The organism is Enterococcus sp. DIV1937, assembly GCF_050535975.1.
Classification (GTDB): Bacteria; Bacillota; Bacilli; order Lactobacillales; family Enterococcaceae; genus Enterococcus; species Enterococcus faecalis.
In genome coordinates this window covers 2,715,001-2,731,636 of the sequence record NZ_CP172909.1, presented here as the reverse complement: position 1 = coordinate 2,731,636, position 16,636 = coordinate 2,715,001, and the positions used below count along the sequence as shown (strand labels likewise).

12 protein-coding genes, 2 rRNA genes and 1 other annotated feature (1 of these 15 cut by a window edge) are annotated in these 16,636 nt (G+C 40.7%); of the genes, 11 read left to right on the top strand and 3 right to left on the bottom strand.

The window, feature by feature from the left end; all coding sequences use genetic code 11:
- Nucleotides 1–192 precede the first annotated feature (192 nt).
- From IGL13_RS13060 to guaB, 9 genes are all read left to right on the top strand, one after another.
- Nucleotides 193–1,179 (top strand): DUF3114 domain-containing protein, encoded by a 987-nt coding sequence (locus tag IGL13_RS13060; protein ID WP_002359189.1) that lies wholly within the window; start codon nucleotides 193–195, stop codon nucleotides 1,177–1,179.
- A 247-nt stretch (nucleotides 1,180–1,426) separates the two neighbouring features.
- Nucleotides 1,427–2,143, top strand: coding sequence for a 16S rRNA (guanine(527)-N(7))-methyltransferase RsmG (gene rsmG, locus IGL13_RS13055; RefSeq protein WP_002363562.1), 717 nt, complete (start codon nucleotides 1,427–1,429; stop codon nucleotides 2,141–2,143).
- Between the two features lie 15 nt (nucleotides 2,144–2,158).
- Nucleotides 2,159–2,920 (top strand): ParA family protein, encoded by a 762-nt coding sequence (locus IGL13_RS13050; protein ID WP_002355976.1) that lies wholly within the window; start codon nucleotides 2,159–2,161, stop codon nucleotides 2,918–2,920.
- A complete protein-coding gene (locus tag IGL13_RS13045; protein ID WP_002355975.1) occupies nucleotides 2,913–3,803 on the top strand; it encodes a ParB/RepB/Spo0J family partition protein in 891 nt (296 codons plus the stop codon). The genes IGL13_RS13050 and IGL13_RS13045 overlap by 8 nt, the downstream gene beginning before the upstream one ends.
- 117 nt (nucleotides 3,804–3,920) lie before the next feature.
- Nucleotides 3,921–4,106, top strand: coding sequence for a DUF951 domain-containing protein (locus tag IGL13_RS13040; RefSeq protein ID WP_002355974.1), 186 nt, complete (start codon nucleotides 3,921–3,923; stop codon nucleotides 4,104–4,106).
- Nucleotides 4,107–4,162: 56 nt separating this feature from the next.
- Entirely contained in the window at nucleotides 4,163–5,278 is a 1,116-nt protein-coding gene (ychF, locus tag IGL13_RS13035) for a redox-regulated ATPase YchF (RefSeq protein WP_002355971.1), read from the top strand.
- Between the two features lie 108 nt (nucleotides 5,279–5,386).
- Nucleotides 5,387–6,076 carry a DUF1129 domain-containing protein gene (locus tag IGL13_RS13030; protein ID WP_002363563.1) on the top strand — a complete coding sequence of 230 codons (690 nt, stop codon included), beginning with the start codon at nucleotides 5,387–5,389 and terminating at the stop codon, nucleotides 6,074–6,076.
- A 166-nt stretch (nucleotides 6,077–6,242) separates the two neighbouring features.
- Nucleotides 6,243–7,925 carry a 6-pyruvoyl-tetrahydropterin synthase-related protein gene (locus tag IGL13_RS13025; protein ID WP_002378667.1) on the top strand — a complete coding sequence of 561 codons (1,683 nt, stop codon included), beginning with the start codon at nucleotides 6,243–6,245 and terminating at the stop codon, nucleotides 7,923–7,925.
- 157 nt (nucleotides 7,926–8,082) lie between these two features.
- Complete coding sequence (gene guaB / locus IGL13_RS13020; protein WP_002355966.1) at nucleotides 8,083–9,564, top strand: IMP dehydrogenase; 1,482 nt, start codon at nucleotides 8,083–8,085, stop codon at nucleotides 9,562–9,564.
- 168 nt (nucleotides 9,565–9,732) lie between these two features.
- Here the strand turns inward: guaB and serS are convergent, their stop codons facing one another.
- From serS to IGL13_RS13005, 3 genes are all read right to left on the bottom strand, one after another.
- Nucleotides 9,733–11,004, bottom strand: coding sequence for a serine--tRNA ligase (serS, locus tag IGL13_RS13015; protein WP_002355965.1), 1,272 nt, complete (start codon nucleotides 11,002–11,004; stop codon nucleotides 9,733–9,735).
- Nucleotides 11,005–11,091: 87 nt separating this feature from the next.
- Nucleotides 11,092–11,298: a binding site (T-box leader), on the bottom strand.
- Between the two features lie 40 nt (nucleotides 11,299–11,338).
- Nucleotides 11,339–12,520, bottom strand: a complete 1,182-nt coding sequence (locus tag IGL13_RS13010) for a sensor histidine kinase (RefSeq protein WP_002363566.1) — start codon at nucleotides 12,518–12,520, stop codon at nucleotides 11,339–11,341.
- On the bottom strand, nucleotides 12,510–13,199 hold the full coding sequence (locus IGL13_RS13005) for a response regulator transcription factor (RefSeq protein WP_002355963.1): 690 nt from the start codon (nucleotides 13,197–13,199) through the stop codon (nucleotides 12,510–12,512). Before IGL13_RS13005 ends, IGL13_RS13010 begins: the two co-directional genes overlap by 11 nt.
- Nucleotides 13,200–13,865: 666 nt before the next feature.
- On the opposite strand from IGL13_RS13005, the gene IGL13_RS13000 reads away from it, so the two are divergent.
- Nucleotides 13,866–15,426: ribosomal RNA gene (locus tag IGL13_RS13000) — 16S ribosomal RNA — on the top strand.
- A 226-nt stretch (nucleotides 15,427–15,652) separates the two neighbouring features.
- Nucleotides 15,653–16,636, top strand: a 23S ribosomal RNA gene (locus tag IGL13_RS12995) (it continues 1,929 nt past the right edge of the window).
- Together the 16S and 23S rRNA genes form the textbook arrangement of a ribosomal RNA operon.

Here is a 16,636-nt window from a genome sequence, read left to right as displayed (position 1 = left end):
TCTTCACATTTAACGGCTATTATTTAAACATACCCGATAAACAAAACCCTAACAAAACACTTTTTCATTTTTTAACTCCTCCGCCCGCCCTTCCCCAAAGGGCGGGTTGTTTTTTTGCGTTAAAGCAGTTGGCATTTTGTGGGGAAAGGATTATCATTATAGAAGAAGTATATAGAAAAAGGCGGCGAGAAGATGGGACGTTGGCAAGAATTACAACAAGCAATGAGTGCTGGTGTAGAGGCGGCGATTGACGCTGGCTGGGACCGCCAAGCTGTTTATGGATTAGTGGAAAGCGCCATAAAAGACACGCGTTTCTTGCCACTTGAGCAAGCGAAAACAGCAGTCACGGAACTGTTTTCTGAAGTGGAAGAAGTGGGCTCTTCAGCGTATGAGCGATTATTTCGCTTTTCGGCTTATCGTCCGCAAGAAAAGCTCTCGTTACTGTTATGGCAATTAGGTGCAGTGTTGGATCAGCATGGCATGTTGCAATTAGTAGGACCTTATCGTTTCTCGAAGACGATTGCACCGCATGCGACGTTTTGGCATTTGTTGGCAAAAACAGTTCAAAAAGCCTATCCGTTAGGTCTTCTTGGGAGCTTTAATCAAGAGAAAGCGAAAAAGATACATCAATTAAGAATGTATATTGATCGTCAAAATATCACGTATATCCGCGATTTTTTTAAACAAGAAGGGGACACCGATGAACAGGCATTAAAACGCTATGTTTTTGCGGCCAAGCCGCAAGGAATGGGCGGGCGGAAACTGAAAAAAAGCTCTGCTCGTTTACACAACAAATACCCTGAGGGGGCATCTTATTCTTTGATTAATAAGAAACGATTGACGCCTAATTTTCACAGTGAGTTTATTTTGAATGAAGAAGGGACCTTTGTAACCCAGTGGGATGTGTTAGTTGAAGACTGGCGAGGCAGATTAATTAGTAATCCAGCTTATTATCAAGCGGCCAAAAACAATGAATACCAGGAAAAAGTCTTGAATGGTGAATCGTTTAATTATGCAAATCGGAATAATCGTACCCATGAATTACTAGATAGTTCACCACCAGGGAGATTTGATCATCAATTACGAAAAACAGCCAAAAAAGGTTGGTTAAGTCCCCGTATCCAAGAATACGACTACCGCAGAGAACGACAAATAAAGTGCGATGATTATAGTAAGTAAAACAAGCCAATGTTTCACATGAAACATTGGCTTGTTTTACTCTTAGAGAAAGGCGGTTTTCGTTGCCGCCAATTGAACATTTTGGCCCGTGGCTAGAGACTTTTTACCACATAAAAAGGCGGATTTTTCTTTTATCATTCAGGCAAAAATCTTCCGAAAAGCATTGCAAGAAATTGCTATTTGCGTTAAAGTAGGAAAAGATGATTGTGAAACATTTTTCTGTTTCACAAAAAAGGAAGGAGTCTTTATGCTACCCGAAGAATTTAGACAACTATTAGCCGAAAAAGGCATTGAATTGACAAACCAACAGATGACACAATTTGACCAATATTTCCATTTACTAGTAGAATGGAATGAAAAAATGAATTTAACAGCCATTACAGAAGAAAAAGAAGTTTATTTGAAACATTTCTATGATTCTGTTTCGTTGGCATTCTTTGAAGACTTTGCCAGTGACAAAGCCATTTGTGATGTTGGCGCAGGCGCAGGATTTCCAAGTATTCCTTTGAAAATTGTTTTTCCTTCATTAAATGTCACAATTGTTGACTCTTTAAATAAACGAATTACTTTCCTAACAGAGTTGGTGAATCAACTAGGTTTGGCTAATGTTTCTTTGTATCATGATCGTGCAGAAACATTTGGTCAAAAAGCAGAATTTCGTGGCGCGTTTGATTACGTTACAGCGCGAGCAGTTGCACGATTAAATGTTTTAAGTGAACTGTGTTTACCCTTAGTTAAAAAAGAAGGCTATTTTTTAGCCTTAAAAGCATCGAAAAGCGAAGAAGAAATTAATGAAGCAAAACCTGCAATCGCTACATTAGGCGGTCAATTTCAGAAAGAAGTTGGTTTTACTTTGCCGATTACGGCAGACGAACGCCACATTGTCGTGATTCAAAAGAAAAAAGAAACCCCTAAAAAATATCCCAGAAAACCTGGATTACCAAATAAACAACCGATTAAATAAGATGGAGGCACACACATGACACGAATTATTTCTGTAGCGAACCAAAAAGGCGGCGTTGGTAAAACAACGACCACTGTAAATTTAGGCGCATGTTTAGCAAACTTAGGCAAAAAAGTCTTACTGATCGACATTGATGCACAAGGAAATGCTACCAGTGGCATGGGTGTCCCTAAACCAGATGTCGCACACGATGTGTATGATGTCCTTGTAAATGAAGAACCAATCACTAGCGTGGTTCAACATACCAGCCGTGAAAATTTAGATATTGTCCCTGCAACTATTCAATTAGCAGGCGCTGAAATTGAATTAACTTCAATGATGGCTCGAGAATCGCGCTTGAAATTAGCAATTGATGAAGTAAGAGACATGTATGATTTCGTTTTAATTGATTGCCCGCCTTCTCTAGGGCATTTAACAATCAATGCTTTTACAGCAAGTGATTCGATTCTAATTCCTGTTCAATGTGAATATTACGCATTAGAAGGCTTGAGTCAATTGCTAAATACGATTCGCTTGGTTCAAAAACATTTTAACCCTGAATTGAAAATTGAAGGGGTCTTGTTAACCATGTACGATGCTCGGACCAATTTAGGTGCCGAAGTCGTTGAAGAAGTCCGTAAATATTTCCGTGAAAAAGTCTATGATACGATTATTCCAAGAAATGTCCGTTTATCCGAAGCACCAAGTCATGGTTTACCAATCATTGACTATGATATTCGCTCAAAAGGTGCCGAAGTGTATCAAGCACTAGCAAAGGAAGTGTTGGAGAATGAATAAAGGCAAAGGTTTAGGCAGAGGCATCGATGCCTTGTTTCAAGATATCGCAAAGCTAGAAGATGTCGACGTTAAGAACGAACAAGTGACAGAAATTCTATTAAACGAACTTCGTCCCAATCCTTACCAACCGCGGAAAACATTTGATGAAACCTCTTTACAAGAACTTGCAAACTCGATTCTACATTCCGGTGTGTTTCAACCGATTATTGTTCGTAAATCGGCAGTTAAAGGCTATGAAATTATTGCAGGTGAGCGTCGGTTCCGGGCTTCTAAATTAGCCGGCAAAGAAAAAATTCCCGCAATTATTCGCGAATTTGATGAAGAATCCATGATGCAAGTTGCTGTTTTGGAAAACTTACAAAGGGAAGATTTAAATCCGCTAGAAGAAGCAGAAGCCTATGAAATGCTAATGAAAAATTTGAAATTAACACAAGCGGAAGTCGCAGAACGTTTGGGCAAAAGTCGCCCGTATATTGCCAATTATTTACGATTGCTAACCTTACCAGATGCGGTCAAAGCAATGGTTCAAAAACAAAGCATGTCAATGGGTCAAGCACGGACGTTATTAGGCTTGAAGAACAAAGAACAGCTATTGCCATTAGCTAATCGTTGTATTAAAGACAATTTAACGGTTCGACAATTAGAACAACTTGTCGCTGAATTAAACGAAACACAAGGCAAAAAGGGCAAAAAAGCGAAAAAAGCCATCAAAGAAAAACCCATTTATATTCGTGAAAGTGAAGACCGCTTAATGGATAAATTTGGGACAACCGTAGCAATTCAAGAAAAAGAAGGCAAAGGAAAAATTGAAATTGAGTACTTGTCCTCTTCGGATTTGGCTAGAATTTTAGATATTTTAGATATTCATTTTGACGAGGAATAAAAAGCAAAGTGAGAAAGTAAGACAGAAAGTCACAAATCCTTTTGCTAGTTTCGTTAAAAAATGGTATTGTAATCATGGTATTTTTATATAAGTAAGAGAAGAAAGAAGGCTTGGAACATGTATGATTTAGGCGATATTGTCGAAATGAAAAAGCCGCATGCTTGCCAAGCAAATCGTTGGCAAATCATTCGCATGGGCGCTGATATCAAAATCAAGTGCACGAATTGCGGGCATATTGTCATGATGCCGCGTCGTGATTTTACTAAAAAATTAAAAAAAGTAATCGAGAAAAAAGCAGACTAATGCTTTGATGCCTCTAATAGAAAAGAGAATAGACTGAGAGAAAGAGTGGAAAACAAATGGCACTAACAGCTGGAATTGTCGGCTTACCAAACGTTGGTAAATCGACCCTATTTAACGCAATTACAAAAGCAGGAGCAGAAGCTGCAAATTATCCCTTTGCAACGATTGATCCGAACGTCGGCATGGTTGAAGTACCAGATGCCCGTTTACAACGCTTGACAGAACTAGTAAAACCGAAAAAAACAGTTCCCACAACGTTTGAATTTACAGACATCGCCGGAATTGTTAAAGGTGCCAGTAAAGGAGAAGGGCTGGGAAATCAGTTTTTAAGTCACATTCGTCAAGTAGATGCAATCTGTCACGTGGTTCGTTGTTTTGATGACGAAAATATCATGCGTGAACAAAATCGGGATGCGGATTTCGTTGATCCTTTAGCAGACATTGATACAATTAATTTAGAGCTAATTTTAGCAGATTTAGATTCAATCAATAAGCGCTATACTCGCGTGGCTAAAATGGCGAAAGCAAAAGATAAAGAAGCGGTGGAAGAATTAGCTGTTTTAGACAAAATTAAACCAGTTTTAGAAGAAGGTTTATCTGCTCGTACGATTGAATTTACGCCAGAAGAAGAGAAAATTGTTAAATCTCTTTTCTTATTAACCACAAAGCCGGTCCTTTATGTAGCAAATGTTTCAGAAGATGAAGTGGCGGATCCAGACAACAACGAGTATGTACAACAAGTTCGTAATTTTGCAACCAGTGAAAATGCGGAAGTAATCGTAGTTAGTGCGCGAGCAGAAGAAGAAATTGCTGAATTGGATTCTGAAGAAGACAAGGCTGAATTTTTAGAAGCAATGGGCATTGAACAATCTGGCTTAGATCAATTGATTCGTGCGGCTTACGATTTGTTAGGCTTAGCTACCTACTTTACAGCTGGTGAACAAGAAGTTCGTGCATGGACGTTCCGTAAGGGAATCAAGGCACCTCAAGCAGCTGGGATTATCCACAGTGACTTTGAACGAGGCTTCATTCGTGCGGAAACAGTTTCTTATGAAGACCTAGATAAATATGGCAATATGCAAGCTGCCAAAGAAGCGGGCCGTGTTCGTTTAGAAGGAAAAGACTACGTCGTTCAAGATGGCGATGTTATGTTGTTCCGTTTTAACGTTTAAAAAAATGTGCCCAACAAGCAATTTGTTTTGGGCTAAGCCCACATATTTAAGGCCATTCAGCCGTTTAGAAAGAGGTTCCCTCTACATGAGGGTGAGGAGGATACAACTATGGAAGCAGAAGCATTACGAGCAATCGTGGCTGAGAATCGTCAATTAGAACAGAATTTGACTAAAAGAAATGAACAATACATTTTTGACTTAAAAAAATCATTAAAAGCGGCTAATTTATCAGAAGAAGAGTTAGCATTGGCTCTACACGGTATTTTACCAGAATTAGTAGCCGGTCAAAAAACAGGCAAAACAGCCCGTCAGTTATTTGGCACTGTTTCAGAACGGACGGAAGCAATTTTAAATAAACCAGCAGAAGTCAAAGAACCAGCGGGCTGGATGATTTGGCTCGACAATACCTTACTATTACTTGGTTTATTAACAATCATGTTAGCGGCGATGTCTCTATTTTCAAAAGGAACCGCACAACCTCTCGGATTAACCACATATATCTTAGGTGCGATGGCTGGGGGTTATGTTTTCTATCTAATGCACAAATATGTTTACCGTTTTGATCGTCAAGGTGGCGACAAAAGCAAACGTCCTGGTTGGTTAAAAACGACCGCCATTCTATTTGGTGGGATGTTCTTGTGGATTGCAGTTTTCGCTGGTTCAGCGATGTTGCCACCAGTGATCAATCCCATTTTAGATCCGATGATTGCTTTAGTAATCGGTGCGTTAGCCTTTGTAGCACGCTATTTCTTCAAGAAAAAATACAATATTCAAGGTAGTTTCATGACACGTCAATAAACGGCGCGCGCTCAATTGTGAATGCGCTCGGCTGACGCAGAAACTGCAACAAGCAAAGTCGCTCTCTCAATAGAGCGTTTTAACAGTTAAAGCCTGGGGGATTAGTCGAAAAAACTAGTGTCCCAGGCTTCTGTTTTCAGAAGTTTGCTAAAGAAAGGAGCCTCTTATGGGACAACAAGTGAAGTCTTGGTGCCGTCAACACGAGCGGCTACTCATTTTTATTAGTTTTCTCTTATTAAGTGGACTTTCTCTCTATTTTGTCTATTTTCAAGAGAATTTTTTACGAGCAAGTGATTTTCGCTTTCATCAAAATCGGGTGGAAGGTCTCGCATTAGCAATTAAAAACAACGACTGGTTTCCTAAAATCAATTATTTTTTCTTGGGAGGCTATGGCTATGCCTCTAGTTTGTTTTATCCAGATGCGTATCTTTATTTACCTGCGCTTTTGCGTGTTCTGGGGCTTTCCTTTGTCGCTAGTATGGCGATTTTTGTGTTTGCAGTAAACTTGGCAACATTTAGTCTTACTTATTATGCAGGCCGATTAATGGCGCTCTCTAAAAAAAGAAGCTATCTCTTTGCCATTTTGTATGGCTTATCTATTTACCGCATGCAAGACTTGTTTAATCGCCAAGCGTTAGGAGAATTTTTGGCGCTAAGTTTTTTTCCGTTGGTCTTAGCGAGCCTGTTTTTATTACGAAAGGGAACCACGAAATATTGGCCGTTGTTAACGCTGGCGATGACTGGCATTGGGTTGGCTCACTTTATTTCTATTGAAATGGTTTCTATTTGGATTGGGTTATACATTCTGTTTTATTGGCAGCAGTTTTTTAAAAAGGAGGTCCTGTGGGCATTAGCGAAGGCTGCAGGTCTGACGCTGCTTTGGCTGGCCTTTTATCTTTTACCAGTTGCTGAACAAATGAAAAATCAAGTGTTTAAAGTTACATCCAATCCACTCACTTATATTTCCGAAAGAAGTTATCCCATTGTTTCTCTTTTCATTAATAGTTTAAAGAGCAGTGTTTTTCACGCGAAAACAGCGAATCTAGGAACCCTTTTGTTTGTGGGGCTTGTTGTAGCAGTGGTTTCGCTTGCCAGCAAAAAAATTCAGGACAAACGGTTTATTGGTTTGACGCTGGTACTCTTATTGATGGTTACCACGCTTTTTCCTTGGCACTTGCTGAACCACACGCCTTTAAATACGATTCAGTTTCCTTGGCGGTTTTTAGGGATTCTTTCCGTAATGCTCGCTTTTTTCATTGCACAAGACGAATGGGGCGTTTTCCGTAAATCTTGGACTGTGGCTTTGTTGGTTTTCCTTGCCATCAGCAATTTAGGCATTTATCAATATCAAAGTATTCAGTCACAACAAGGACGCCTGTTAACAAAAGCTGAGTATGAGCAACCAACGCCTTTTTATATCGGTGCGGGCCATGAATATTTGCCAGATGAAATCAATTATCAGGAATTATTGAAACAGAAAAAACGACAACTTGATTATTCGGCAGAACAAGTAACCATTACAAATGTTAGAATGCCTTATGGGAAAATTTCATTTGACTACCAAGTGGTGAATCAATCAGCGAAGGTGACCGTTCCTTTTATTTATTACTTAGGCTATCAAGCCACGATTCAAATGAAAAACCAAACGGGCGCTAAAAAAATGAGCCTAACCAATCAAGGAGGCTTAGCCGCTCTTTCTTTATCTGGTACAGGACATGTCGACATCCGTTACCAAAGAACAAAAGTGCAAAAAATAGGGACAATGATGACCTTGCTTTCTGTCGGCGGTTTTGGATTTAGCCGATTTTTACAACAAAAAAAGAAACACAAGATAAAAGAACAACGATGAAAGTAGGACCTTAATTAGGAAGAGTTGAATAGAGGACAGACCGATTTTGGCGTTTTGTCCTTTATTCCTCATTGATTATTTAAACAAATCTAGTTGACTTCCTTAGTATTATCTGTTATTTTCATATATAAAATTAAGTCGAGGAGTGGACAAAAAAATGTCAAATTGGGAAACAAAATTTGCGAAAAAAGGTCTTACATTTGATGATGTGCTATTAATCCCTGCAGAAAGCCATGTCTTACCAAATGATGTAGACATGAGTGTACAATTAGCTAAAAATATCAAGTTAAATATTCCATTGATGAGTGCCAGTATGGATACTGTTACAGATAGTAATATGGCAATTGCGATGGCTCGTCAAGGTGGACTAGGTGTCGTACATAAAAATATGACTGTCGCCCAACAAGCAGACGAAGTACGTAAAGTCAAACGTTCTGAAAGCGGCGTTATCATTGATCCATTCTTTCTAACACCAACAAACTTAGTAGCGGATGCAGAAGAATTAATGAGTCGTTACCGTATTAGCGGTGTGCCGATTGTAGAAACAATGGAAAACCGTAAATTAGTCGGAATTATTACAAACCGTGATATGCGTTTTGTAACGGACTACCAAATCAAAATCGAAGAAGTCATGACAAAAGATCATTTAGTCACTGCGCCAGTTGGCACATCTTTAAAAGATGCAGAAAAAATCTTACAAAAACATAAAATCGAAAAATTACCAATCGTTGATGAAGCAGGTCGCTTAAGTGGCTTAATTACAATTAAAGACATTGAAAAAGTGATTGAATTCCCAAATGCTGCCAAAGACGAACACGGTCGTTTACTTGTGGCGGCAGCAGTCGGTGTCACTAGTGATACGTTCGAACGTGCGGAAGCATTATTAGAAGCAGGTGCCGATGCGATTGTTATCGATACTGCACATGGCCATAGTGCCGGCGTTATTCGCAAAATTAAAGAAATTCGTGAAACGTTCCCTGAAGCAACATTAATTGCTGGTAATGTTGCCACTGCTGAAGCAACCAAAGCATTGTATGATGTCGGCGTGGACGTTGTCAAAGTTGGTATTGGACCTGGTTCAATTTGTACAACACGTGTCGTTGCTGGTGTTGGTGTTCCTCAATTAACAGCGATTTATGATGCTGCTTCTGTAGCTAGAGAATATGGTAAAGCAATTATCGCTGATGGCGGTATTAAATATTCTGGTGATATCGTGAAAGCCTTAGCTGCTGGTGGACATGCTGTAATGCTAGGAAGTATGTTAGCAGGTACAGATGAATCTCCAGGCGAATTTGAAATTTATCAAGGCCGTCGTTTCAAAACTTACCGTGGCATGGGCTCATTGGGTGCAATGGAAAAAGGATCAAGTGATCGTTACTTCCAAGGAAGTGTCAATGAAGCAAACAAATTAGTGCCAGAAGGAATCGAAGGACGTGTTGCCTACAAAGGAAGCGTTTCTGATATTGTCTTCCAATTAATCGGTGGCTTGAAATCAGGGATGGGTTACGTCGGTGCAGCAGACCTGAAAGCGTTGCGTGAAGAAGCACAATTTGTTCAAATGAGTGGTAACGGATTGAAAGAATCACATCCACATGACGTTCAAATCACAAAAGAAGCACCAAACTATTCTGTTCAATAAAATAAAAGCTGATTTTTTTGAAATTTAAAAGAGGCAGACGTCATTTCGACGTCTGCCTCTTTTTCTGTAGAATGAAGGAGTTGCTTCTGTTTCCACCGTTTATCAGGCTCCTTTTTCTGTAGAATAAAAGCCGTTATCTGATATCAGACAACGACCTTCATCTTCCCTTTATTTAATAACTGTTAGGTTACCCATGTAAGGAACTAGGACTTCTGGTACAGTCACAGAGCCATCTTCGTTTTGGTAGTTTTCTAAAATAGCAGCGACTGTCCGTCCCACGGCTAAACCAGAACCATTGAGTGTATGCGCATATTGGACTTTATCATTTTCATCACGGTAACGAATCATCGCACGGCGCGCTTGGAAATCTTCACAGTTTGAGCATGAACTGATTTCACGGTATGTCTCTTGAGCGGGAATCCAAACTTCCAAGTCATAAGTTTTCGCAGCTGAGAAGCCCATGTCACCTGTTGAAAGAGCCATGACACGGTAAGGTAATCCCAGTTTTTGCAGAATTTCTTCGGCATTATTCGTCATTTTTTCTAATTCCTCATAAGAATGCTCTGCATCACTAAATTTAACCATTTCGACTTTATTAAATTGGTGTAAACGAATTAACCCACGTGTGTCACGACCAGCGCTACCAGCTTCAGAACGGAAGGAAGGGCTCAAGGCCGTAAAGTAAATTGGTAAATCCTTGCCATCTAAAATTTCATTGTTGTAGTAATTGGTTAGAGGGACTTCCGCCGTTGGGATTAACGTTAAATCCGTATCTTGTAATTGGAAGACATCTTCTTTAAATTTAGGAAATTGGCCAGTTCCGAACATGGCGGTGTCATTAACGATATAAGGCGTAATCATTTCTGTATAGCCATGTTCATAAACATGTAAATCTAACATGAAGTTGTATAACGCACGTTCTAAGCGAGCACCTAGGCCTTTGTAATAAACAAAACGGCTACCAGCTACTTTGGCACCACGTTCAAAATCTAGAATGCCTAAGTTTTCAGCGACTTCCCAGTGTGGTTTTGGTTCAAAAGCAAAAGTTCTTGGTTCACTCCAACGACGTACTTCTACATTTTCTTCTTCACCAGCACCAACAGGCACAGAATCATCTGGCAAGTTCGGTAAAGTAGTTGTGATCCCACGTAGCTCTTCGTCAATAGCATTAATTTCTGCATCTAACGCTTTAATATTACCGCCGACTTCTTTCATTTCCGCGATTTTGGCCGTTGCATCTTCTTTGTTCCGTTTTAATTGAGCAATTTCAGCAGACACATCGTTCCGGTATTTTTTCATTTCTTCGACTTTGACTAATAAATCACGGCGACTTTCATCTAAACGCAGAAATTCCACTAAGATTTCTTCTTTCACACCACGGGTTTGTAGCTTTGCTTTTACTTCGTCAAAATTTTGACGCATCATTTTTACATCTAACATATTTTTTCCTCCTTAAAATTAGTACATAATCAATAATAACTGTTGTAGAAAACAACAAAAAAGCCATCTCACCCCAAAAATAAATATTCTTGGGACGAAATGACTGGAAATCTCGCGGTACCACCCAAGTTCAGTAATGTTACTGCCCTTGATTTGCAGATAACGGCTGCAGACCGTTCCAACTTATTTCGCTGGACACCTGGAAGAGACGGACTTCTTTATAGATGAATGTTTGCTCGCACCCCCGCAAACTCTCTGGAATTCAGTGCCATAAATACTTTTTCTCTTAGTTTTCTCTTTTCTATAGAATACCGAAAAAGTTCAGGGATGTCAATTAACTCTCTGATTTCTTGTTGGTACGCTGTAAGGGTAGATGAATAATAAAGGAAGTCCACTTTTGATCAGACTTCGCATAAATATATCCACCATGTAAAGCGACAATACTTTGTGCAATAGCCAGACCTAAACCAGTACCACCCGTTTCTTGTGATCGGGATTCTTCGACACGATAGAAGCGGTCAAATAACTGATCTAAAGAATGTTTAGGGATAGCTGGTCCATCATTGCGAACAGCGATAATTGCTTCGGTGCCGACTTTGTCTACTTCCATTACAATATGATGGCCGCCTTTGCCATATTTCAAAGCGTTTGAAAGAAGGTTGTTAAAGACTCGGACTAGTTTTTCCGTATCGCCTTCCATCATTAAAGAAGCTGGATTGGCTTTTACTTGGATTTGCATATTAATCTTTTTCGCTTCCAATTCAAAATCGGCAGCAAGCTGTTCAATTAATTGTGCCATATCAAAAGTCGTCGTATGAATCGGTACACTTGGTTGACGGACTTTTGTATATTCAAAAAGATCATCAACTAATAATTTCATTTGTTTCGCTTTGACGTAAGCGGTATGCGTATATTTCAGTAAATCTTCTTGGCTATGAAATTGACGATCTTCAATCAATCCCAGATAACCAATAATAGAAGTTAACGGTGTCCGAATATCATGACTGACATTCGTAATTAATTCATCTTTTGATTTTTCAATTCGCCGTTCATCTTCAATGGCTGCGACAGTACTATCCACCAGACCGTTAATACTCGTCACGACTTTTGCTAAATCACCACTTAATTCAAACGGAATGCGGTGATTGTAATTACCATCAGCGATGTAATGTAACTCACTGATAATATGACGCAATTGCATTTGATGGTAGCGACGAATTAAGCGCCAATAGAGAACAGCTGCATCTACTAAAAAGAAAATAGGTAAGACAAATTTATTCCAGCTCCAAAACAAATCAGTATTTAATTCTTTAGCGACCGCATCCTTAGTGGCCCAGATGACACCAGCTAAGGGCGAGTTTTCACTAAGTAGTTGTCCTAAAAGGAACATAATTGAGACATTTAATAGTAGTAATAAAACAATTGTCACAATTGCTTCTGCTAATAACTCGCTGATTTCTTTAGAAGTTAAGGTAATTCGTTTTTGTTTTTCAATCTTTTTAGGTTTAACGAGCATCGATCTTATATCCAACTCCCCACACTGTTTGAATGACTTTTTCTCCACCAGTTGCTTCTTCAATCTTATCTCTTAAATGACTGACGTGAACCATCACGGTTTTAGCAGAAACAATACTTTCTTGTTGCCACACACGCTCAAAAATTTCATCCGCACTAAACACACGATTTGGATGACTAGCTAATAGATAGAGGATACCAAACTCAAGAGCGGTTAATTGAATTTCTTTTCCTTCTATTGTTTTGACTTCGTGAGAGTCCTTATTAATCATTAATGGGCCGACTTCTAATTCATCGGGTTCCTCTTTGGTTAATTGCATTTGGCTTCTACGTAAAATAGACTTCACCCGAGCCATTACTTCTAAAGGATTAAAAGGCTTGGTAACATAATCGTCTGCACCTGCAACTAAGCCTTTGATTTTATCCATATCGGTTGTTTTTGCTGTTAACATAATAATTGGAATTTGCGATTCTTTTCGAAGTTCTTTCACTACTTCCATTCCATCCATGATTGGCATCATAATGTCCAAGATTAATAAATCGATATCTGGTGTTGTGTGCAATTTGGATAACGCTTCTTTTCCATCATAAGCTTTCACGACTTCGTATCCTTCATTATGAATATAAATACTCAATAGTTCTACAATTTCTTTATCATCATCTGCAACTAAAATTTTCATAAGCGTTCATTTCCTCCATATATAAAAAATCTCTTTTCCATATTTTAACAAATAATTGCTAAAAAGGACAAAATCCTTGATATATTACGATAAATTTAGAAGATTTTGCTAAAAGTTAATAAACTATAGTCAAAAAAGGATGAAAGGGGGTAAAAAACGAACAAAAATACCTAGACCAATCATAATAATCGGTATTGAAAAAAAGTTTAAAAAAAGTGAAAATAATGATTGACCAATGCTTGAAATCTTGGTATATTATTACATGTCGCAAGGCGAGTCACACAGCTGAGCGATTCAGAAATCAATAATTAAATAACAATTCTTGATTTCAAATCTCTCAAAAAAAGTTTGAAAAAACAACAAAAAAGTTGTTGACAAATAACAAACGAGATGATAAGATATAGAAGTTGTCACAACAGACAACAACAACCGAGCAAAACAACTTAAAAAAACTTTTTTAAAAAAGTTCTTGACATTCAAACGAAAGTTTGTTATGATATAAAAGTTGCTGCGAGGTAACGTAGACCTTTGAAAACTGAACAAAGAATAGACGAACCAAATGTGTAGGGCGTCTTGATTCAATTCAAGACAACAAACATTTTTAACAAGCAAGCAATATGCTAGCAAACAAATTGAGCTTAACAATCGCAAGGTTGTTCTAACTTTTATTATGAGAGTTTGATCCTGGCTCAGGACGAACGCTGGCGGCGTGCCTAATACATGCAAGTCGAACGCTTCTTTCCTCCCGAGTGCTTGCACTCAATTGGAAAGAGGAGTGGCGGACGGGTGAGTAACACGTGGGTAACCTACCCATCAGAGGGGGATAACACTTGGAAACAGGTGCTAATACCGCATAACAGTTTATGCCGCATGGCATAAGAGTGAAAGGCGCTTTCGGGTGTCGCTGATGGATGGACCCGCGGTGCATTAGCTAGTTGGTGAGGTAACGGCTCACCAAGGCCACGATGCATAGCCGACCTGAGAGGGTGATCGGCCACACTGGGACTGAGACACGGCCCAGACTCCTACGGGAGGCAGCAGTAGGGAATCTTCGGCAATGGACGAAAGTCTGACCGAGCAACGCCGCGTGAGTGAAGAAGGTTTTCGGATCGTAAAACTCTGTTGTTAGAGAAGAACAAGGACGTTAGTAACTGAACGTCCCCTGACGGTATCTAACCAGAAAGCCACGGCTAACTACGTGCCAGCAGCCGCGGTAATACGTAGGTGGCAAGCGTTGTCCGGATTTATTGGGCGTAAAGCGAGCGCAGGCGGTTTCTTAAGTCTGATGTGAAAGCCCCCGGCTCAACCGGGGAGGGTCATTGGAAACTGGGAGACTTGAGTGCAGAAGAGGAGAGTGGAATTCCATGTGTAGCGGTGAAATGCGTAGATATATGGAGGAACACCAGTGGCGAAGGCGGCTCTCTGGTCTGTAACTGACGCTGAGGCTCGAAAGCGTGGGGAGCAAACAGGATTAGATACCCTGGTAGTCCACGCCGTAAACGATGAGTGCTAAGTGTTGGAGGGTTTCCGCCCTTCAGTGCTGCAGCAAACGCATTAAGCACTCCGCCTGGGGAGTACGACCGCAAGGTTGAAACTCAAAGGAATTGACGGGGGCCCGCACAAGCGGTGGAGCATGTGGTTTAATTCGAAGCAACGCGAAGAACCTTACCAGGTCTTGACATCCTTTGACCACTCTAGAGATAGAGCTTTCCCTTCGGGGACAAAGTGACAGGTGGTGCATGGTTGTCGTCAGCTCGTGTCGTGAGATGTTGGGTTAAGTCCCGCAACGAGCGCAACCCTTATTGTTAGTTGCCATCATTTAGTTGGGCACTCTAGCGAGACTGCCGGTGACAAACCGGAGGAAGGTGGGGATGACGTCAAATCATCATGCCCCTTATGACCTGGGCTACACACGTGCTACAATGGGAAGTACAACGAGTCGCTAGACCGCGAGGTCATGCAAATCTCTTAAAGCTTCTCTCAGTTCGGATTGCAGGCTGCAACTCGCCTGCATGAAGCCGGAATCGCTAGTAATCGCGGATCAGCACGCCGCGGTGAATACGTTCCCGGGCCTTGTACACACCGCCCGTCACACCACGAGAGTTTGTAACACCCGAAGTCGGTGAGGTAACCTTTTTGGAGCCAGCCGCCTAAGGTGGGATAGATGATTGGGGTGAAGTCGTAACAAGGTAGCCGTATCGGAAGGTGCGGCTGGATCACCTCCTTTCTAAGGAATATTACGGAAATACACATTTCGTCTTTACTTTGTTCAGTTTTGAGAGGTCTACTCTCAAAACATTCGTTCATTGAAAACTGGATATTGAAGTAAAAAGAATCAAAACAAACCGAGAACACCGCGTTGAATGAGTTTTTTAATAAGTTCAATTGCTTATTTATTGATTAACCTTCTATCGCTAGAAGAAGTGATCAAGACCCAACCGTAAGGTTGATAAGGTTAAGTGAATAAGGGCGCACGGTGGATGCCTTGGCACTAGGAGCCGATGAAGGACGGGACTAACACCGATATGCTTTGGGGAGCTGTAAGTAAGCTATGATCCAGAGATTTCCGAATGGGGGAACCCAATATCTTTTATAGGATATTACTTTTCAGTGAATACATAGCTGATTAGAGGTAGACGCAGAGAACTGAAACATCTTAGTACCTGCAGGAAGAGAAAGAAAATTCGATTCCCTGAGTAGCGGCGAGCGAAACGGGAAGAGCCCAAACCAACAAGCTTGCTTGTTGGGGTTGTAGGACTCCAATATGGTAGTCTGTTAGTATAGTTGAAGGATTTGGAAAATTCCGCTAAAGAGGGTGAAAGCCCCGTAGACGAAATGCTAACAACACCTAGGAGGATCCTGAGTACGGCGGAACACGAGAAATTCCGTCGGAATCCGCGGGGACCATCCCGCAAGGCTAAATACTCCCTAGTGACCGATAGTGAACCAGTACCGTGAGGGAAAGGTGAAAAGCACCCCGGAAGGGGAGTGAAATAGATCCTGAAACCGTGTGCCTACAACAAGTCAAAGCTCGTTAATGAGTGATGGCGTGCCTTTTGTAGAATGAACCGGCGAGTTACGATTGCATGCGAGGTTAAGTCGAAGAGACGGAGCCGCAGCGAAAGCGAGTCTGAATAGGGCGAATGAGTATGTAGTCGTAGACCCGAAACCATGTGATCTACCCATGTCCAGGTTGAAGGTGCGGTAAAACGCACTGGAGGACCGAACCCACGTACGTTGAAAAGTGCGGGGATGAGGTGTGGGTAGCGGAGAAATTCCAAACGAACTTGGAGATAGCTGGTTCTCTCCGAAATAGCTTTAGGGCTAGCCTCGGAATTGAGAATGATGGAGGTAGAGCACTGTTTGGACTAGGGGCCCATCTCGGGTTACCGAATTCAGATAAACTCCGAATGCCATTCATTTATATCCGGGAGTCA

Bases quoted from the DNA above. Each gene is read 5' to 3' on its own strand.
- serS (WP_002355965.1), bottom strand. From the start codon at position 11,004: ATGTTAGATGTAAAAATGATGCGTCAAAATTTTGACGAAGTAAAAGCA.
- guaB (WP_002355966.1), top strand. From the start codon at position 8,083: ATGTCAAATTGGGAAACAAAATTTGCGAAAAAAGGTCTTACATTTGAT.
- IGL13_RS13050 (WP_002355976.1), top strand. From the start codon at position 2,159: ATGACACGAATTATTTCTGTAGCGAACCAAAAAGGCGGCGTTGGTAAA.
- IGL13_RS13045 (WP_002355975.1), top strand. From the start codon at position 2,913: ATGAATAAAGGCAAAGGTTTAGGCAGAGGCATCGATGCCTTGTTTCAA.
- IGL13_RS13025 (WP_002378667.1), top strand. From the start codon at position 6,243: ATGGGACAACAAGTGAAGTCTTGGTGCCGTCAACACGAGCGGCTACTC.
- IGL13_RS13005 (WP_002355963.1), bottom strand. From the start codon at position 13,199: ATGAAAATTTTAGTTGCAGATGATGATAAAGAAATTGTAGAACTATTG.
- IGL13_RS13030 (WP_002363563.1), top strand. From the start codon at position 5,387: ATGGAAGCAGAAGCATTACGAGCAATCGTGGCTGAGAATCGTCAATTA.
- IGL13_RS13010 (WP_002363566.1), bottom strand. From the start codon at position 12,520: ATGCTCGTTAAACCTAAAAAGATTGAAAAACAAAAACGAATTACCTTA.
- rsmG (WP_002363562.1), top strand. From the start codon at position 1,427: ATGCTACCCGAAGAATTTAGACAACTATTAGCCGAAAAAGGCATTGAA.
- IGL13_RS13040 (WP_002355974.1), top strand. From the start codon at position 3,921: ATGTATGATTTAGGCGATATTGTCGAAATGAAAAAGCCGCATGCTTGC.
- ychF (WP_002355971.1), top strand. From the start codon at position 4,163: ATGGCACTAACAGCTGGAATTGTCGGCTTACCAAACGTTGGTAAATCG.
- IGL13_RS13060 (WP_002359189.1), top strand. From the start codon at position 193: ATGGGACGTTGGCAAGAATTACAACAAGCAATGAGTGCTGGTGTAGAG.